Raw genomic sequence first — 18,808 nt, forward strand, 5'->3', positions numbered from 1 at the left:
TATGAGAAAAATGAACAAACTCACCATCACTATACTGATTACCGGCCTGGGTCTGCTGACCGGTTGCAACAAATGGCTCGATGTAAAACCAGAAGGGCAGAGCACCAGGGAACAGATGTTCCAGAGCCAGAAAGGATTCCGTGATGCACTTACCGGCGCCTACCTCGACCTCAAAAGCGGCGATGCCTATGGTAACGCACTCACCTGGGGTACTATCGAATACCTTGCGCGTAACTGGGATGTGATCGCCACTTCAAATACAACCCTCAATAATTTAGTTGCCGCCAACTACAATGATGCCGGTGTGAAAGACAGGGTTGCAGGCATCTATGCAAAAGAATACAAGATCATTGCCGATGTGAACAGTATCCTGGAATTCATCGATGGAAAGAAGAATATTTTTGAGGACGATAACTATGCATTGATCAAAGGCGAAGCCCTTGCGCTGCGCGCCTTTGCACATTTCGATGTGCTGCGCATGTTCGGTCCAATGCCCGGTAACCCTGGCGGTATAGACGTACTGCCATATGTAACCGAAGTGTCCAGGAATATTGTTCCGCTTTCCAATTTCGACATGTTTGCCGCACAGGTGCTCAGGGACCTGGACCAGGCCGAAGCATTGCTCAAAGACGTAGATCCGATCACGAAATTCACCATCACAGAACTGAACCCCGATCCGAATTACACTGGTGAGACCGTTGTTCGTGATAATTTTTATCTGTACCGTCAGGTACGCCTGAACTACTATGCAGTGCTGGCGCTCAAGGCAAGGGTATACAACTGGCTGGTGCCACGTGGCGACGCCAACCGTGCTAACGCCGCCAAATATGCGCAGATGGTGATCGATGCAAAGGATGCAGCAGGTTTACCCGTTTTCACACTGGGCGGACTTTCCGATAACCAGCTGGGCAATTACACCATGCCATCTGAACAGATCGCAGCGCTCAGTGTACATGATCTCAAATTGCAGGCTGAGAATAATTTCGATGAGAAGGGACAATTCGCCCGTTATGATTTCAAGATCCAGGACAATTTCTATTATATCAATAACCTGTTCCCCGTTGGCGAAAGAGCCACCGATACAAGATGGGTGGGCATGTGGAGCTACAAGACCACTTCCGGGCAAACCGATTTTGTGAAGTACAAAAAGTACATACAAAAAGAAACCAATCCATTGTTGCAAATTCCGCTGTTACGCCTCAGCGAAATGTACCTGATCCTCACAGAATCCGCTACCAGCAAGGCTGAAGCAGAGAACTGGTATAAATTCTATTGTGATAAGAAAGGGATCCCCTTTACCAATGGCTTCAGCTCCGGTGGATGGGAGGCAGACCGCAGGAACAAAATGATCCGGGAATATGTACGCGAATTCTATGCAGAAGGGCAAACCTTCTTCACCTACAAACGCTACAATGTGACCGCATTGCCTGCCAGCTGGACCTATATCGGATTTACCGGCTCGCCGGCCAGATATATCGTTCCCAAGCCCGATCGTGAAATCTCATACCATAACAACTGATCAGTACAGCAATGAAAAAATATATCTTCATATCTTTCTTATTACCGGCCCTGATTGCAGGTTGCAAAAGAAATGAGTACCTGCTTTTTTCAGATATTGCCAGGATACAACAGGCAGATACAACCGAAATAACCTATACATTCGTATACGAAGGGACTTCTGTTGTCAGAGACACTGTTTACATTCCCGTGAATACCATCGGTGGCATTACCGACAAAGACAGACCGGTAAAACTGGAGCAGCTCACGGAATACGATTATACCTATGTGCGTGATCCCGTCACCAACCAGATCACGGACACCATCGCAACCGAACGCCCGTTCAAAGCCATACCCGGCAAACATTACGTGCCATTCGACGATCCAGCCATCACAGCTCTGATGGTAGTCAAAGCCAATCAGCCTTCAGCCAGCCTTCCCGTGATACTGCTACGCGATCCCAGTCTCAAAGACAATACCTGGCGGCTGCGTGTGCAACTGGCGCCTAACAGTGATTTTGCAATAGGAGAGACCAGGTTCACACAGAGAGCCGTAGTTTTCTCAGACAGACTGGAACGTTTCTACTCCTGGAGATTCGATAACGGTGTGGCATCAGCCTGGGGCAACTTCGGGAACTACAGCATCCGGAAGCACCAGTTCATGATCGATGTACTGAATGTTCAGATTGACGAAAACTGGTACCAGGCTATTTTACAGGCCGGCGCTGCCAATCACTACAAGCTGCTGCTGAAAGATGCTCTGGCAGCTTACAACAGCGATCCTTCCAATATCGCGTCCGGAAAAGCGCCCATGCGTGAAACCGATTCGCCCACCAGTCCGCTGATCTCTTTCCCTAACTAATCCCATCACCGAACTACAATGAAAAGAATATATATCATCACCGCCTGCCTGCTGTCTCTGCTGGCTGCATGCAAAAAAGATGACAGTACCTCCGGCACTCCCAAGCCCGCTGTAAAAGTGAGCGGATTGCAGACGAGCTACAATGTATACACTCACCAGGACTTCCTGACTGTACAGCCCGTAGTGGAAAACGAGAATGAATACAATTATTACTGGACACTTTTCAATTCTGCGCATACCGCCAACCAGGGCCTCGTGATTCCCGATACACTCGCGCTAACAAAAGACCTGCACTATGAAGTAATGAAAGACCCCGGTTCTTATATTCTTGTATTCAATGTGAAAGATAAAAAGACCGGCGTTACCACTCAATTCAAGTCCACCACCATCATTTCCACGCTGAACATGAATGGATGGTACCTGCTGAAAGACAATGCCGGCAAAACCGATCTCGACTTCATTTACAATACAGGCAGGATCGATAACTGGATATCTTTCTACAACAATAACAAGAGTCTCGATGGCAATGCCGTGAAAATGCTCTTTGTGCCAGGAATGAAGAAAACGCCAACTGCTGCAGATCCATACAACACCCTGATGGTATTGTCTGAGAACGATGCTGCCGTATACCGTATAGACAATGGCACCATGGTAATGGACTTCAACAATATGTTCTTTACCAAACCCGCTGTGCGCAAGCCCCAGGGTGCATTCCAGCCCACCGCGCTCAACACGGTGTTCTTCATGAACAATGGCAGAACCTACTTCATGAGCAAGGGCACACTCTTTGCCAATATGCCCACTGATGCCAATGGAATCAACTACACCAATATCAGTCCTGTTTCCACAACAGTGGCGGCAGAACTGCTCTGGAACAGGAATACCAAAAGCATATTCACCATCACCGGCGCCAACTATTCAGAACTGAAATTCAATACAGGCGGTGGCAGACTGATGAACCTGAATGCAGAACTGGAATGGGCTGCAGGCTATCCCAACAACCGTGGCGTGGCATTGCTGCTGTTCCGCAATCCAAAAGATACAGGTTATATCTTCAAGGTGGATGGCAGGTTCGGCCCGCTTGCCGGTTATCCACCGGATTCTGTAGTGATTGCCCGTGATACCATCGTTCCTGAACATTCGCTGATGCATGCAGGTAAGATCTGTGGCAATTATGATGTAGACATCATTTACTATTCAGTTGGCAACAATATTTACATGATGGACCTGGCCACCCAAACACCTGCACTGCAATTCACACTGCCGGCAGGAGAGGAAGTGACAGCCTTCCAGCATATCAAATATCCTGTGCCCGCCAGTGGAGTGGTCAATACACAGAACTGGATCGTGATAGCCACCTACAAGGATGGACGATACAAAATATACAAACACGCCCCGGGTAGCACTTTCACCATTCAGGCAAAGGCTCAGCCAGACTTTGAAGGAGAGGGGCGCGTAACATCTGTGATGTACATGGAGCAGGGGAACGGCACACGAAGTTTCTAAGATTACATTTTTACAAAAACAAACATGATCCAATGAGGAGAATAATGCTGGCAACAGCAGCCTGCTGCTTCTATGCAGCAGGTCTGCTGGCGCAATCGAAAACGGATTCTGCATTGATAGAAAAACAAGAGCTGGAACTGAAACAGGCACTGGCCGATGCAGACAGGAAACTGGAAGAGCGTCAGAAACTTTATCAGGAAGTGCAAAACAAGAAAGTGAAATATGATACCATCGGACTGGCCCAATACCGTTTTGAAATGGCGCAACTCAAGCAGGAACGAAGGTTACAGGCTATCGAATTTGTGAAAGCACACCCTGATTACAAGGTGAGCGTTGATGCCCTGAAAGACGTGGTTGGTCATCTTCCAGACAATATCGTTGCTTACAACAAATTATTCAACAGGCTCAGCAAGTCTGTTCGCAAGAGTAAAGAAGGACTGGAGCTTAAGAAATCCATCGATGGCTTCATGGCCGTGCGTACCGGCGCTAAAGCCCCGTTATTTTCGTCAACCGATACTGCCGGCCATGCAGTTGATCTGAAAGGCTTCAGGGGAAAATATGTTCTGATCGATTTCTGGGCAAGCTGGTGCTATCCCTGCAGGGATGAAAACCCCAACCTGGTGAAAGCATTTGAAAAATACAAAAACAGGAATTTCACTGTACTCGGTGTTTCACTGGATCAGCCCGGTAAACATGATGCCTGGACCAAAGCCATCAAAGACGACGGGCTTACCTGGCAGCATGTTTCCGATCTCAAATACTGGAAAAATGAAGTGGCTTTGTTGTACAGCGTACGTTCCATTCCACAGAACTTCCTGCTGGATCCGAAAGGAAAAATCATTGCAGCCAATCTGAGAGGAGAGGAGCTGCACCGGAAATTACAAGAATTGCTCCCACATTAAATATTGTTATGTCAAAAATGAACATCCTTCCCATCGTTCTGATGATGGGCTTACCCTCTTTTGCGCTGGCCCAAAAGAAAGGCGCGGTGAAAAACAATACAGCCGTCAAAGATTCCATTCCGAAAGTGGAAAACACGAAAACCGCAGATGGCCTGAAGCCTTATGACGAAGTGATCACAAAGAAAGCTGTCAGCAGATCCGGTATGTTCCGCATCCATCAGATTGATGAACAATATTTCTTCGAAATCCCTGACAGCCTGTTGAACCGCGATATCCTGGTGGTGAACCGCATCTCCAAAGCGCCAGCAGGGCTTCGTCCAAACCTGAATGTCTATGCCGGTGATCAGGTAGCCGAGAACGTTATACGCTTCGAGAAAGGGCCCAACAACCGCATCTTCATGAAGCGAATGATCTTCCGCGAGAAATCTGCGGACAGCACCGAGAACGGCATGTACAGATCTGTGCTCAATTCAAGCCTGCAGCCCATTGTGGCATCCTTTCCCGTAAAAGCACTGGGAAAAGACAGCAGTTCTTATGTACTGGACCTGACCTCTTTCATTCAAACCGAGAACGAGATCCTGCATTTTGGCCCCGAAGCGAAAAAAGGACTGGCCCTCGGCGCCATTCAAACAGACAAATCATATGTAGTGAGCATCAACGCATTTCCCATCAACGTGGAAGTGAAAACCATGCGTACCTATATGCCCGCTGCACCAGGTTCCACTCTGCCTGCCACCTATGAGCTCAACAGCTCCCTGGTGTTGCTGCCTGCTGTTCCCATGCAGCCACGCTTTGCCGATGCAAGGGTTGGCTTCTTCTCCAGGGGAATTGTAGACTTCGATGCAGAGCCGCAACGCGTTTCCTCCCGCTACTACGCCACACGCTGGCGCCTGGAGCCAAAGCCGGAAGACCGCGCAAAATATCTGCGTGGCGAACTGGTAGAACCTCAGAAACCCATCATCTATTATATCGATCCCGCCACGCCGAAAAAATGGGTGCCCTATCTCATCGCCGGGGTGAACGACTGGCAGGCAGCATTCGAACAGGCTGGTTTCAGGAATGCCATCAAAGCATTGCCCGCACCGGAAAACGACAGCACCTGGAGCATCGACGATGCCAGGCATAATGTAATAGTGTACAAACCTTCAGCCATCGCAAATGCAAGCGGACCGCATGTGCACGATCCACGCAGCGGGGAGATCATCGAAACGCATATCAACTGGTACCACAATATCATGGCGCTGGTGCACGACTGGTACATGATCCAGGCAGGAGCCATCGACCCGCGCGCACGCACCATGCAGTTCGACGATGAACTGATGGGGCAGCTCATCCGCTTCGTATCTTCTCACGAGGTAGGACATACGCTCGGGCTCATGCACAACTATGGTTCCAGCTCTACCGTGCCTGTAGAAAAACTCCGTGACAAAAAATATGTGGAAGAGCACGGACATACACCTTCCATCATGGATTATGCCCGTTTCAATTATGTAGCGCAACCGGAAGACAAGATCTCCGAACGCGGCATCTTCCCGCGCATCGGCGCATACGACAAATGGGCCATCCAATGGGGCTACCGCTGGTTGCCACAATTCACTTCTGCCGACGCAGAAACTCCTTACCTTAATCAACTGATCATCGACAGCCTGGGCAAAAACAATCAACTCTTCTTCGGTTTCGAAATGGATGCCTACGATCCACGCTCTCAAAGCGAAGACCTTGGAGACGATGCCGTACTCGCCAGCACCTATGGCATCAAAAACCTCCAGCGCATCCTGCCTCAACTGCCTGAATGGACACGCAAACCCAATGAAGGATACGAGAACCTGCGCGAAATGAGCGCGCAATTATTCCGTCAGTATAATCTCTACATGGCCCATGTACTGAAAACTGTGGGAGGTTCTTATACCACGCCGAAAAGTGTTGAGCAAGCTGGTCCTGTTTTCGAGCCCGTACCCTACAAGAAACAGAAAGAAGCTATGAAGTTCCTGGACAATTATCTTTGGAATATTCCCGAATGGCTTAGCAACGACCAAAGCTTCCAGCTTACCGGCTCCACTGCCGAGCCTTTTTTCGGCACTATCCAGTTTACAGCAATTTCACGACTGCTCGGCTCCGGCACGCTGATCAATTTCATCAAAAACGAGAACAGGTATAAAGACAGGAAGCTGTACACTTGTACAGAATTCCTCACTGATCTGCGCAAGAGTGTTTGGACGGAGCTCTATTCCGGTAAATCTATCGGCCTGAACAGGCGCAACCTCCAGAGGACCTATATCGATGCGGCTTTTACAGCATTCCGTGCGGTAAATGAGATCGTAGGAAGGAACAGTGGCAATGGTTTACAATTGTACATTAATCCTGATCCCACCAAATCCGATGTGGCCAGCCTGATGCGCAGGCATTTACTGATGCTGAAGAAGGATATCGCCACTGCAATTCCTTACCAGACCGGCTTTGCAAAAGACCATCTGGAAAATATCGTAGCCCGGATAGACAAGGCGCTCAAAGAAGGGAACGAAATTCCGAAATAATAAGAACCCGCCTTACCTGATCGTTTGGCAGCCATCATGCTCCGGCATGGTGGCTTTTTCTTTTCCATTATTATCCGGTTATTTTCGATACATTGCACAGGATGGTCAATTTTGAGAACTCTAAAGATTCAGTTATGACGATTCAGGTTCATAATCTAAGCGCGGACATGACTGACCGGCAATTGAGAAAGATATTCGAAACTTTTGGTGTTGTAGTAACTGCCACTGTTTCCCGCAATCAATTCAATGGCCGCTCCAACAGGCATGGACTGGTTGAGATGTTGAAACTGGCCGACGGAGAAAATGCCATCAATTCACTGGACAGATCTATCATTGACGGAAAGATCATTTCAGTTTCAGTCTCTAATGAATACTGATCAACTTCCTTCAATCCCCATGAAGCTCCAGGTAAAAAGGTTCGATCTGAGATTGAACCCTGACGTTAAGAAAGTAATCCCACGTTTTTTTAATACAGGCGCGGAAAGGTCACTGGCATTGATCAACAGGGTAATGCAGCTTTCGAAAAATGAAGTACAGGAATTGCTGCAGCATCTTCTCGCAGAATTCCAGGACCGCTACTCAAATATTCAGCTGGTTTTTGAAAATCATTATGAAGCGGTACAACATCTGATCCCGTCTCCTCAGCAACCAGCTATTTCCTACGAGATGAAACTGCTCATCGGTTCTTACTTCACCATGGAATATTCCCTGGAACATGCAGCCTTGTTCAATCCTTCGATTGTAGAAGACCCGGACCAGTCGGGAGCAGGCGAAGGAGAAAAGAATGTGATACTGAGCTTCAGGGCCACGGGGGAAGGCCATGTATCTTCCCTTGTATTCAAACGTGCGAAACTCACCAGCAGTGCAGGTATCCAATTCGATCCCCCGGGCAAATACATGAATCCCGGCAAAGTGATCAAGTCGGAGAATGGTTACGAATTGCATTTCGAACCCGGATCATTATTATCCGAGCGTGTGATCTTCCCCGTTAGCTTCTCTGAAAAAAATGGAATTGAAGACGCCAGGTTCACCCGGTTCATTAACGAAGACGGATCTGGTATTTACCTGGCAACCTATACAGCTTATGATGGAACATTCATCATTCCCCATCTCATAGAGACCCAGGATTTCCTGCATTTCAAAATGACTCCGCTCCAGGGAAAGACAGCCATCAACAAGAACCTCGCTTTATTCCCAAGAAAGGTCAATGGCCAGTATGTGATGATCTCCCGTATCGATGGCGTGAACAATTATATCATGTTCTCGGATGATCTTTACCGTTGGGACAATGCCATCTTATTGCAAAGGCCGGAAAATCCCTGGGAGTTTGTTCAGATTGGCAATGCAGGCTCACCGTTGGAAACACCGGAAGGCTGGCTGATGATCACGCACGGAGTAGGGCCCATGCGCAAATACTGCCTGGGAGCCAGTTTGCTGGACCTTAATGATCCTACCAAAGAATTGGGCAGATTGAAAGAGCCATTGCTGATGCCTGAAGAAGAAGAGAGATATGGTTATGTGCCGAATGTTGTGTACTCCTGCGGCACCATCATTCATGGAGATCAGTTGTTCATTCCCTATGCAGTATCTGATTACGCTACTTCATTTGCCACCGTTCCGCTCAAAGACCTGCTGGCTTTACTCCGATAAACCAAGGACCACTACCATATGTGAGATCCAGTAGGCCAGGGTACTTTCAGCGCCCTGATTCAGATTCACGGCATCTTCCTGTAAACCGTCTGCACAGCCTCCCGTGGATGTATCATAGAGGGACAAACCCAGATCGTTCTCTCCGATGAACCATTGGTAAGCTTGCTGCATGCGTTGCAGGTATTGATCATCCCTGGTGATCCTGAAAGCTTGCTGGTACAGCAAAACCATCGCCATAACATCGATACCCTGCTGGTCAAATTGAGCAGGCTTTCCGCCGCGTTCATACCAACCTCTGTTACCCACCGGTCTGCATTTATCGTCTACAAAAACTTTCGATTCCAGGAATGCCATTGCTTCCAGACCGATCGTCAGGTATTCTTCATCCTGTGTGATCTCGTACGCATTCAGGAGTGCCAGCGGCAGCATCGCGTTGTCGTAGGTGAGAACCGGTTCAAACCAGCTCCAGCCAGGTCTTTTGCTCGCTTTATACATGGCAATCATCTTATCGGAAAGTGTAACCACCATTTCTGTTTTCCGGTCATCCGGGTAATGATATTTGATGTACTGGCAAATTCCGATGATCGAATTTGCCATACCCCTGATGGAAACCAGACTACTTACATGCGGATATGCTTTCGCAAATATTTCCTGTCCTGTTTTCACGGCAAAATGCGAAGGGCCCTCATTGATCAGGAAACCCAGCGCCATCATCGTTCTTCCGAAGGAATCTTCCGATCCCCTGTGTTCAGTGATCTCCTTGGCGTAAGTAAGGAAATTACAGAAATAGCCGTCATCCGATTGCATGAAATGGATGAATCCTAAATATACCGGAAGTAAGGATTGAGCAATTTCATCTTTCCTGTTAAACTTACAGGCCAGCACTGTGAAAAAAAGTGCACGGGCATTATCATCTATACAGTAGCCTTCTTTTCGGTTAGGCATGGAGAACAATGCATGCTGAATGATCCCTGTTAGGTCTGTGAGATTGACGATATGCTTGAAGTTCAGATCAGGCATCTGATCACTCCGGAAGGGAATTGTATTACTTGCCATTGAAACGGCTTCTTGTGTCATAAAAAAATATGGTATTAAAGAAATTAATTCATCCAATAAAAACTTGATGCAACTTCCTGGGTTGGTTTCCGAAACAATTGGTCGAACAGCTCCAGGTGTTTCTCTGCAACGATATTCCAGGGAGTATTCCTGGTTTTCAGGAATGCCTGACGGCCCATCTCAGTTCTGATATCTTTGTTTTGAAGCAGGAACAGGGCGCTTTGAGCAAGTGCCAGTTCCTGGCCTGGTTCGATGATGATACCTGTGTGCTCGTCCAGCATTTCTTTCGCCAGTACAAAGTCGTTGGAAATGATGGCGCACCCGGCGCTCATCGCGTACAGGAAGGTTCCGCTGACAGCCTGGTTGGGATCTTTGGAAGTGAAAAGGTAAACATCTGTCAATGTCAGGTATTCCATCAGCATTTCTGTTGGAACATATTCGTTCACCAGCCGTACATTTTCCTGCAGGTCATGTTCATCTATCAATGCCTGTAATGACTGCCTGTATCTTTCACCTTCCTGCAATAACAGGTTGGGGTGAGTGAGTCCCAATACGATGTAAACCGATTGAGGGTATTTCAGCCTGATCTTTTTCATGGCAAGGATCCCGTTCTCAACGCCTTTGTTAGGACTCAGCAGCCCGAATGTTGTAAGTACCAGTTTGTCTTCCAGGCTGTATTTCTTTTTCAGCTCTTCCGGATGCACCGAACTGTTCTGGTGCGTGCCATGCGGAATGATGCTGATCTTTTCAGGTTCTAACTGATAATCTTCGATCAACAGTTTCGCTGAATTGGCTGTCATCACAATTACTTTTTCTGCCAGCAATCCTATTGTTCTTACCAGTTGTAGTCTTTTCGGAACAGGGGAGGGCAGTACAGTATGAAACCGGATGATGAATGGTTTTTCCAGGAACGAGAGGAATCTCAATAAATGCGATCCCATTTCACCACCATACAACCCGAACTCATGTTCAATACAAACCAGTCCGATAGCGGGATCCTGGTTTACTGCACGCGCTGTTTCGATACAGGAATCGATGGAATGTCCATCCATTACCATTGTTACCGGGCGTTCATAATCTTTCAATGTGTTCACTTTATCGAGGGCACAGATCACTATTTCAGTATCATTCCTGATATCATCACCGATAGACTTAATGAGATCGTTTGTAAAACTGGCGATGCCGCATTTCAATGGAGGAAAAGTGCTGATAAAAAGAATACTGGAAAACCGGTCGGCTATAGACATAATTATATTTTTAGCAATAAAGAAATACTGTGGCAACACACAATGTTGTTTGCCAGTTCAGATTAATGATCCCAGGCTTGTCAGGAAGGGCAATTAAACAGTTAAAGGTCTCGTGCGGTTTACGAAATTGAGAAGGACATGAGGTAAACTACCGGAAGGTCATACAATAAAGGTAACCTTTTAAAATGGTATGAACTATTAAAATATAGACCTGACGCTAAACACAGCAGGCAGCACAAATGATGCTGCCTGCTGTGTTTGATGAAAGTTAATAACCTGTATGATCACATTTCAGGTTTTCTTCCCAATGTTTTTATGAATCTGAAATGAGAAACTACTGCAGCTCCGAAAGTAGGAAGATTGTTGTAAGGCAACTGAAACGCCGCACATTTCGATCTCACCAGTTTACTGATGGCCGGATAATGTATATGACTGATGCGGGGAAACAGATGATGCTCTATCTGGTAATTCAACCCTCCTGCAAACCAGGCTATGATCTTGCTATTGGGCGAGAAGTTTGCTGTTGTTCTCACCTGGTGCATAGCCCATTCATTGTCGATATTCTTACCGTTGGCGCCAACAGCATCAAACTCTGTTTCCTCCACCACATGCGCCAATTGGAATACGATGGACAAAGTCAATCCCAACCCGATATGTAAACACACAAAAAACAGTAACCAGGATTGCCATCCCATCAGCACAACAGGGATAATAATGTAAAACAAGATATAGAGGACCTTGCTGATCCAGAATATCAGGTGATCATTGGAAGACATCCTTGAAAGAGGTGTGTTCACTATTTTCTTTCTGAAATATTTCTCAAAATCCTGGAAGAGTATCCAGATCATGGAACTGAATGCATACAGCAGGGGAGTATATAGATGTTGTATCCTATGTGCGGGTACCCATGGCTGTGAGCTGCACATCCGGATGAAAGGGCTTTTGGCAATATCATCATCAACGCCGTCTATATTGGTATAAGTGTGGTGAATGATATTGTGCTTTTGTTTCCAGATGAAACTATTGCCCCCAATGCATTCAGGGTGAGTCCCAGCGTTTCATTTACCCATTTGCGGGAAGAGTAACTTCCGTGGTTGGCGTCGTGCATAACATTGAAGCCAATACAGGCAAGAACAAAGCCCTGGAGCAAACTAATGAGGATGATGGGCACAATTCCCAATGGAGCCAGCAGGAGCGTGGTATATAAGCCAATAGCAGCAAGAATGAACACAGTTGATTTGAAGTATAACTTGAAATTTCCTGTTTTCCTTTGTTGTGAATGCTCGAAATATTTGTCTACATCCGATTTAAGAGATGTATAGAAAACCTGATTTCGATTATTGAAGCTCACTTTTGCCATGCCTGGTATTTGTCTAAATGTCGTCTATTTTTGGGGATCAGGCTTGTTAAATTGCGGAATTGGCTAAATATGGGCAGGGTATTGCTTCAGGAATTGTAAGCGTGTATAGTAAATGAAGAGAACTGAAAAAACAGAATTTGCCTTATATTTGATCCCGTAAAATTGAAATCGGGTAGTAGCGCAGCCCGGTAGCGCACTACGTTCGGGACGTAGGGGTCGCTGGTTCGAATCCAGTCTACCCGACCAGGCAACAAGGCAGCAGGAATGCTGCCTTGCTTGTTTCAGGGATTTCTGAGACCTGCACCCTTGAAATCTTTTTCGGCTCCAAGCAACACTCCCCATTTTCTCAGGTTTGTGGAATGGTCGAAGATAATTTTTAGTACTGCTAATACAGGCAGAGCAAGGAACATTCCGGCAATTCCGGTCATAGTACCAGCCAGAATAATCCCCAGGATAGAAGCAAGGGCATTGAGTTTGACGCGGGAACCGACAATACGTGGCATCAGTATATTATTATCCAGCAATTGCACCAATGCAATAGCGCCTAAGACATATAATATGTGAATACTTTTATCAGATGAAGCAAGGGTGATAAGCACTCCAATAATATTTCCGATCAGGGCACCGAGGTAAGGGATCAAATTTAGAAAAGCAAAGATAATTCCAATTAATAAAGCGTGATCTATGCCAAGCAAGGCAAGTATCCCCAAAGCAGCAGCGTTATATAACAGATCTGAATCAGCAGTCCCAGGAGATAGCTCTTAACAACTACCTGAGTTTGCAACAATACCCTGGCTACATTATTGTGATCTTCCGCAGGAAACCACATCAAAAGGAATCTCAGGAAAATGCTTCTGTACAATATGATCAGAAAAATATATACAGGCAGTAATCCGAAAAAAAGCAAGGTGCCCGAGGCTGACCCCGCAGCTCCGCTGGCTATATTGCCTGCATAACTAAATCCTTTGCTGCTTTGTCTTTTTACAAAAAGGACTTGTTCAGCAGCAGAAACTCCAAATGTTTTATTGATCCATGCCTGCAGAGCATCGAAATGCCCGGAAATATGCTGTTCAATTTTATTGTAATCATGCACCAAAATCCTTATCTGGCTTGTAAATAGCCATATCACCAGTACGAGCGCCATTATCACCAACAGGATGCATAACACGATCGATATAGTTTCAGGTACTTTTAGTCTTCTGAAGAAACGGAATACGGGCAGCAACATTACACTAATGAAAAAGGCCATCAGGAGCGGCATTATTACAGTATGGCCTATCACAAGGATAACACCTATAAGGAAAAGCCCCATCAGTTCGATTGAGCGTTTTATGGTTGGTGCAACTTCTTTCATAAAACATACCTAAGGAGAAAAAATATAAAATCCGGACTTGCTCCGGATTTATTTATCAGTTCCACTTTATTTATGGGTTAATTCTAATACTCTTTTGTTCTTCTTTTTGGTTTACATTCCTTATCACAACTTCAACTCTTCTGTTGCATTGCCTGCCTTCTTCCGTTTTATTATCGCAAATAGGATTATCCTTTCCGAATCCGCGGACCTTGATGCGTGACTTATCCACACCGTTGACAATAAGTGCATTTGCCACTGCCTGTGCCCTTGCCGTTGATAATTTCTTATTGAAGGCTGCGCTTCCCTTATTATCAGTGTAGCCATCGATATAGAAATCGGAGTTTCCAATCTGCTCTGTCATCGTCCTTGCAGCTTTGCTCAAAATGGAGTCTGATTCACTCCTGATGGTTGCCTTACCAAAATCAAACAGGATATTCTTGAAGTCGGCTGTAATCTGAACCACAATCTTTTCCACCGGACAGCCTCTTGAAGATGCAGGCCCCGGCTCGTTTGGACAAAGATCATCGTCGTCATTCACACCGTCTTTATCCGTGTCGGGAACCGGGCAACCGCCATATTTTTCAGTACCTGCTACCGTTGGACATTTATCATCTTTGTCCATTATATTATCACCATCTGTATCAGGGCATCCATTGAATTTCTTTAAACCGGAAACATCTTTACAGGAATCTTCTTCATCATTAATACCATCCCCATCAGTATCGGGTACCGGGCAACCATTGTATCTTTCTACGCCGGGCAATGTTTTACAAGAATCCATTTCATCATTAATGCCATCTCCATCAGTGTCAGGGATCGGGCAACCGTCATAACGGGCAAGACCAGCAATGTCCGGACATTTATCAACATCATCGTAAACACCGTCACGATCCCTGTCTGGTTTGATCTTCTTTTTGTGTGTCATCCCGAAGTGAAATCCGACATGCAGATCAGCCTGCCTGGAGTCGTGCACCAGCGCAGAAAGAGCAGTTCCGGAACCGATGAAGAATGGACCCACCCTGAAAGCCAGACCAGCATTGAATTGTGTCAGCTCATTATAGCTCATGGGGATCTCAACGCTGAACAGGCTGTTTTCCCATCTTGGCGTTAAACTGTAAGCATTATAATAATAGAGAGAGAGTGAATTCTTTTTGTTGGTTGTAAACTGACCAGCAGCATTGACCCCAAACCCGCTACCGATCATATAATCGATCTCTGCATGAATTGTAGTGGGCAGGGTTATCTTATAAGAATTACTGACAGGAGTGCCGGAAAAATATGGACTTTCATCCAGTATAGACTTGTATTCTTTTACTGATTTGTCTTTAAACCTGTTGAGTTCAAAAGCTTCACTTTCCGGGATATTCACTGTATAATTGGCTGCTTCATTATTGCTCCTGTTGAAATTGATCCTGCCGACATCCAATAAAGAAGCCGCGATCTTCAATTTATACTTATTTGCAAAACGGTCTGTTTCATACATCGAATAGTCAGCTGCTGGTCGCCATTCGTAAACAAATCCAATATCACCGCTTACACCATGACCATTGAATTTGAAAAAATCTTTGAATTTGTAATCACTGAAGTTTGCATCAGTGGTATTCAATGAAAGTGATCCTGTAGTTCCGGTCAGATAGTTATTCCCGGAACCATTGATTGTTCCTGAAAAATTATTGGCAGACAAATAAGAATCAGCCGTCCCGGCCAGGTATTTCAGGGAGATACCTGCCTTGAAAAAGTTGCGGCTGTTTTTCGGAGTCAACACCTGGCCCACTGAAGCACCGATTTCAGTCCAGCCAGTTGCGTGCACCAGCATGTTATTATTATCAATGGAGAAAGGAAGATCAGTTGTAGTTGTTCCGCCATTGATAAGAGCATTCGCAAGATTGCCATTGATGTCACTGCCATTGGCAAATACACGTGAGCGGGTAGTGAATGCCAGGGAGGTTTTTGGAGTAATTCCGAACATCACTGAAGGCCCTAATATATCAACATAAGCCAGGCTATTGATGTGATCGTTCCCTGTCAACAGTCTTGATTTTAACGAATCAGCATTGAAAGAACGCGTGATATCCTTGAATCGAAGTCCCGATTGATCTGTGCCTGCGAATCCATTGATGGCGAAAATGTTAACGTCCCACTTGTACCGGTTATCCGCTATGTTTGCGGGATTAAATACTACTCCGTTTACACCTGTATAATTCCCGGTTCTGTAACCAGGAAAGGTTTGTGATTGAATTGTGCCTGTAATCGTCAACAAAAAACAAAAGACTAAGTAATGTTTTTTCATACACTCATTTAGTCTGTTGCTTCAATAAGTATACCCTGCTAATTAATAAGTTTTGATTGATTTTATTACAGGAAGGGGGCTTTTGTTACTCTCCCTGAGAAGAATGTATGAGTTATGGGTCAATCATTCCTCACAAATAATAAAACAGTTTTCTATTTTAATAGGTTTACCTTTAGAAATGTCGAACAATTCAGATAGTAGCCTGGAAGTTTTTAGTCCTGCAAAATTTCCAAAGGCGATGAATGAGCTTTCAGCTTTACTTGAGGCAATAGCCGCCACTTCCATTTACTTTAAGGCAGAGATTGTTGTTTCTTATATAAAAAGTCATAGTTTACGAATCGAATGGATTGAAGCTAACCCGGCACTTGCCAAAATAGTCACGTCCGGCTTATTAAAGACTTTTAGTTTAGAAACATTATTTGAAGCCAACCGCAACAATAAAAATTTTCTCAGGGATGTCGAAAACCATATCAGTAAGCAATTGCTTGCTGGCTAGTTTCGCCGGTTGATTGTTCATAGCCTGGACATTTCAATCATGATTGGTCATTTGCCAGTGCAGCCGCCATTTCCCATCCTGTTCCCTTTTCCAGATATTGATGCTTTTCCCGGTAACCAGTCCGGAATGCTCACCCGCCCGCCAGTTAACACGATAGAATCCATTAACCAGCGCATAGTCGCCGGCCGGCAATACCCGCGACATATTGATCTGTACGGTGTCAATAGTAACAGCGGGATCCTCATGCACTACATAATACTGATGAATGCTGTCTTTCCCAATAACCATGGGCATATAGTAAGGCATATAGATCGCGTCATTAGTATAGTATGCCGAAAAAGCAGCTCCATTGCGTTCTTTCACCAACTGAGCGATCTGCACATTGTAATGATTGATGCTATCGGCCTGGATACTGTATCCCTGCTTTATGGGAGCCGGCAAGACCGGAGAAGTATTATCAGACGACAACGGGAGGGAGGCACGATCAAATCCGGAAGCGGCGCCCCAAATCTCACCAACAAGCGTCAACGATTTATTTTCACCGATCCGCCACACATGAATATACTTTCCGGAGTAGCGAAAGGGCTTATGTCCTGCCTGTACAAAATCATGCGTAAAAGTTCCCGCCTCCAACAGAAAGCCTTCAACAATTTTTACAGAGTATATTAAACGCTTGCAGCGATTATCACTGGTTGCCGCCAGCCAGCGTTGATAATAATCTGCTATGGATTTCGGAGAAAAAAGAGTAGCATGATGCTCCGGCATACTTACAGCATCAGCAGCATAATACTGCATCATCGCCGGCACATCGCCTTTTTCCAAAGCTTTGGTAAATTGAAGATTCAATTTTTCCACTTTTTGTTGCCAATCCTCTTTGACTGACCTGTATGTTTTTCCGTCCGCATGGGCAGACATCAGGAAACCAAAAAGGACCAGCAACTGCGCAGAAAAAGCAGCTGATTTACATGGGATAAGAGTTATTAAGCGTTGCATGTACCATTTTTTTTGTACAAAAGTAAAATATTGAATTCAGGGTTGAGATCAAAGCCTGGACGGATATTTAACTTTTTCTCCTGATATATACCAGGCCAGGTCAGGCTTCTGCCGTAGTGGTCATCTTAGCGGCGAGCTCAACCGCCAGTTCTGCAATCCTGTTCGAGATCCCCGCTACATTATCATACCAGGACACAATTTTTACCAGTTTGTCTATTGAACGTGTTAGTGTACCATCAACGATGGAAGAGTGGGGGTTGCCCAGTATATCAGCCGATACAAAAGGTTCTTCAGTATATTCCAATACGCCTTTCAAATCAGTATGCGCATGGTGTTTCAGTAGTTCATTGATCTCACCTGACCACCGTTCCCTTTGTTGCATACCGGCTAATAATCGTACATTACCTGAATATCTCACTAAAGAATGGAACAGATAATTAACAATATGAAACCGTTTGCTGAACTATCGGCGGATAGTCTGGAATATTTGTTCCCGCATTTTGTAAAACTGGAATTCAATAGAGGCTCAGAACTGATTCAATCCGGAAAACCATGCCAGTCGCTATACCTGATCGAACAAGGGTATTGCAGGGCTTATAATATCCAGGATGGATTGGAAGTAAATCTCAATTTCTATTTTGAATTTGAAACTGTCACAAACCTTAACAGTTATATATTCAACACTCCTTCTAATTTCACGGTAGTAGCCTGCGAACCCATGCTGGTATACCGGATCGATAAAAAAAATTTGTTGGCAGCAATACAACAATCGCCTGAAATCGATATAGCCGGGAAAAAGAACCTGCAATTGATAGCCGCCAAACAGGAAAGGCAACTGCAGCTATACCGTATATTGACGGCGAAAGGCCGATATGAATTCCTGGAAAACACCGACCCTGCTTTACTCCAGCGTGTCCCCATCTCTCAACTGGCTTCCTATCTGGGCGTGAAACGTGAAACCTTAAGCAGGATTCGAAATAAAAGACGAAGCTCTAAAACTTTGTGACCTTTATCACAGGTGCATGCAACCTGCCTGGATCAACTTTGTGTTCATAATAAAAC

At 45.5% G+C, this 18,808-nt stretch carries 16 protein-coding genes, 1 tRNA gene and 1 pseudogene; 10 read left to right on the forward strand and 8 right to left on the reverse strand.

All coding sequences use genetic code 11. The features are described from left to right. The first annotated feature begins 1 nt into the window (after position 1). The 7 genes from FSB84_RS22570 to FSB84_RS22600 all read left to right on the forward strand — a co-directional run bounded on the left by FSB84_RS22570 (position 2) and on the right by FSB84_RS22600 (position 8,950). Entirely contained in the window at positions 2-1,519 is a 1,518-nt protein-coding gene (locus FSB84_RS22570; RefSeq protein WP_225979863.1) for a RagB/SusD family nutrient uptake outer membrane protein, read from the forward strand. Positions 1,520-1,530: 11 nt separating this feature from the next. After that, positions 1,531-2,358 (forward strand): DUF4843 domain-containing protein, encoded by an 828-nt coding sequence (locus tag FSB84_RS22575; RefSeq protein WP_130540128.1) that lies wholly within the window; start codon positions 1,531-1,533, stop codon positions 2,356-2,358. Between the two features lie 18 nt (positions 2,359-2,376). Then, entirely contained in the window at positions 2,377-3,864 is a 1,488-nt protein-coding gene (locus tag FSB84_RS22580; protein WP_130540129.1) for a PKD-like family lipoprotein, read from the forward strand. A gap of 32 nt (positions 3,865-3,896) precedes the next feature. Further along, complete coding sequence (locus tag FSB84_RS22585; RefSeq protein ID WP_130540130.1) at positions 3,897-4,766, forward strand: peroxiredoxin family protein; 870 nt, start codon at positions 3,897-3,899, stop codon at positions 4,764-4,766. 8 nt (positions 4,767-4,774) lie between these two features. Next, complete coding sequence (locus FSB84_RS22590; protein ID WP_130540131.1) at positions 4,775-7,300, forward strand: zinc-dependent metalloprotease; 2,526 nt, start codon at positions 4,775-4,777, stop codon at positions 7,298-7,300. Positions 7,301-7,434: 134 nt separating this feature from the next. After that, positions 7,435-7,677, forward strand: a complete 243-nt coding sequence (locus FSB84_RS22595) for an RNA recognition motif domain-containing protein (RefSeq protein WP_130540132.1) — start codon at positions 7,435-7,437, stop codon at positions 7,675-7,677. Between the two features lie 19 nt (positions 7,678-7,696). After that, the gene (locus FSB84_RS22600; protein WP_130540133.1) at positions 7,697-8,950 is read left to right on the forward strand and encodes a glycoside hydrolase family 130 protein; all 1,254 of its coding nucleotides are present in this window, start codon (positions 7,697-7,699) and stop codon (positions 8,948-8,950) included. On the opposite strand, the gene FSB84_RS22605 is transcribed toward FSB84_RS22600, so the two are convergent. The 4 genes from FSB84_RS22605 to FSB84_RS31225 form a co-directional block, all read right to left on the reverse strand. After that, positions 8,939-10,006 carry a glycosyltransferase gene (locus tag FSB84_RS22605; RefSeq protein ID WP_225979864.1) on the reverse strand — a complete coding sequence of 356 codons (1,068 nt, stop codon included), beginning with the start codon at positions 10,004-10,006 and terminating at the stop codon, positions 8,939-8,941. The two genes, FSB84_RS22600 and FSB84_RS22605, sit on opposite strands and share 12 nt — an antisense overlap. Before the next feature lie 44 nt (positions 10,007-10,050). Next, a complete protein-coding gene (locus FSB84_RS22610; protein WP_130540135.1) occupies positions 10,051-11,253 on the reverse strand; it encodes a glycosyltransferase in 1,203 nt (400 codons plus the stop codon). Positions 11,254-11,537: 284 nt separating this feature from the next. Further along, the gene (locus FSB84_RS22615; RefSeq protein WP_225980115.1) at positions 11,538-12,287 is read right to left on the reverse strand and encodes a fatty acid desaturase family protein; all 750 of its coding nucleotides are present in this window, start codon (positions 12,285-12,287) and stop codon (positions 11,538-11,540) included. Beyond that, positions 12,221-12,613, reverse strand: coding sequence for a hypothetical protein (locus FSB84_RS31225; RefSeq protein WP_225979865.1), 393 nt, complete (start codon positions 12,611-12,613; stop codon positions 12,221-12,223). The genes FSB84_RS22615 and FSB84_RS31225 overlap by 67 nt, the downstream gene beginning before the upstream one ends. 169 nt (positions 12,614-12,782) lie before the next feature. Here FSB84_RS31225 and FSB84_RS22620 point away from each other — a divergent pair. Further along, a tRNA-Pro gene (locus FSB84_RS22620) sits at positions 12,783-12,859 on the forward strand. A 35-nt stretch (positions 12,860-12,894) separates the two neighbouring features. On the opposite strand, the pseudogene FSB84_RS31740 reads toward FSB84_RS22620, so the two are convergent. Together FSB84_RS31740 and FSB84_RS22630 are read right to left on the reverse strand one after the other, a co-directional pair. Next, positions 12,895-13,967 (reverse strand): annotated as a pseudogene (locus FSB84_RS31740) (AI-2E family transporter). Positions 13,968-14,037: 70 nt separating this feature from the next. Then, a complete protein-coding gene (locus tag FSB84_RS22630) occupies positions 14,038-16,257 on the reverse strand; it encodes a DUF5723 family protein (RefSeq protein WP_130540138.1) in 2,220 nt (739 codons plus the stop codon). Between the two features lie 52 nt (positions 16,258-16,309). On the opposite strand from FSB84_RS22630, the gene FSB84_RS22635 reads away from it, so the two are divergent. Then, complete coding sequence (locus FSB84_RS22635) at positions 16,310-16,753, forward strand: hypothetical protein (RefSeq protein ID WP_130540139.1); 444 nt, start codon at positions 16,310-16,312, stop codon at positions 16,751-16,753. A 33-nt stretch (positions 16,754-16,786) separates the two neighbouring features. On the opposite strand, the gene FSB84_RS22640 is transcribed toward FSB84_RS22635, so the two are convergent. Both FSB84_RS22640 and FSB84_RS22645 read right to left on the reverse strand, forming a co-directional pair. Then, positions 16,787-17,746, reverse strand: coding sequence for a YybH family protein (locus tag FSB84_RS22640; protein ID WP_130540140.1), 960 nt, complete (start codon positions 17,744-17,746; stop codon positions 16,787-16,789). A 100-nt stretch (positions 17,747-17,846) separates the two neighbouring features. Then, positions 17,847-18,128 carry a glyceraldehyde-3-phosphate dehydrogenase gene (locus FSB84_RS22645; protein ID WP_130540141.1) on the reverse strand — a complete coding sequence of 94 codons (282 nt, stop codon included), beginning with the start codon at positions 18,126-18,128 and terminating at the stop codon, positions 17,847-17,849. Between the two features lie 63 nt (positions 18,129-18,191). On the opposite strand from FSB84_RS22645, the gene FSB84_RS22650 reads away from it, so the two are divergent. After that, positions 18,192-18,752, forward strand: coding sequence for a Crp/Fnr family transcriptional regulator (locus FSB84_RS22650; RefSeq protein ID WP_158644068.1), 561 nt, complete (start codon positions 18,192-18,194; stop codon positions 18,750-18,752). The last annotated feature ends 56 nt before the right edge of the window (positions 18,753-18,808 follow it).

The organism is Pseudobacter ginsenosidimutans, assembly GCF_007970185.1.
Taxonomy (GTDB): Bacteria; Bacteroidota; Bacteroidia; order Chitinophagales; family Chitinophagaceae; genus Pseudobacter; species Pseudobacter ginsenosidimutans.

What these genes read in the sequence shown, in the direction of transcription:
- FSB84_RS22570 (WP_225979863.1), top strand. Translation starts at nt 2, where the DNA reads ATGAGAAAAATGAACAAACTCACCATCACTATACTGATTACCGGCCTG.
- FSB84_RS22575 (WP_130540128.1), top strand. Translation starts at nt 1,531, where the DNA reads ATGAAAAAATATATCTTCATATCTTTCTTATTACCGGCCCTGATTGCA.
- FSB84_RS22580 (WP_130540129.1), top strand. Translation starts at nt 2,377, where the DNA reads ATGAAAAGAATATATATCATCACCGCCTGCCTGCTGTCTCTGCTGGCT.
- FSB84_RS22585 (WP_130540130.1), top strand. Translation starts at nt 3,897, where the DNA reads ATGAGGAGAATAATGCTGGCAACAGCAGCCTGCTGCTTCTATGCAGCA.
- FSB84_RS22590 (WP_130540131.1), top strand. Translation starts at nt 4,775, where the DNA reads ATGTCAAAAATGAACATCCTTCCCATCGTTCTGATGATGGGCTTACCC.
- FSB84_RS22595 (WP_130540132.1), top strand. Translation starts at nt 7,435, where the DNA reads ATGACGATTCAGGTTCATAATCTAAGCGCGGACATGACTGACCGGCAA.
- FSB84_RS22600 (WP_130540133.1), top strand. Translation starts at nt 7,697, where the DNA reads ATGAAGCTCCAGGTAAAAAGGTTCGATCTGAGATTGAACCCTGACGTT.
- FSB84_RS22605 (WP_225979864.1), bottom strand. Translation starts at nt 10,006, where the DNA reads ATGGCAAGTAATACAATTCCCTTCCGGAGTGATCAGATGCCTGATCTG.
- FSB84_RS22610 (WP_130540135.1), bottom strand. Translation starts at nt 11,253, where the DNA reads ATGTCTATAGCCGACCGGTTTTCCAGTATTCTTTTTATCAGCACTTTT.
- FSB84_RS31225 (WP_225979865.1), bottom strand. Translation starts at nt 12,613, where the DNA reads ATGGCAAAAGTGAGCTTCAATAATCGAAATCAGGTTTTCTATACATCT.
- FSB84_RS22630 (WP_130540138.1), bottom strand. Translation starts at nt 16,257, where the DNA reads ATGAAAAAACATTACTTAGTCTTTTGTTTTTTGTTGACGATTACAGGC.
- FSB84_RS22640 (WP_130540140.1), bottom strand. Translation starts at nt 17,746, where the DNA reads ATGCAACGCTTAATAACTCTTATCCCATGTAAATCAGCTGCTTTTTCT.
- FSB84_RS22645 (WP_130540141.1), bottom strand. Translation starts at nt 18,128, where the DNA reads ATGCAACAAAGGGAACGGTGGTCAGGTGAGATCAATGAACTACTGAAA.
- FSB84_RS22650 (WP_158644068.1), top strand. Translation starts at nt 18,192, where the DNA reads ATGAAACCGTTTGCTGAACTATCGGCGGATAGTCTGGAATATTTGTTC.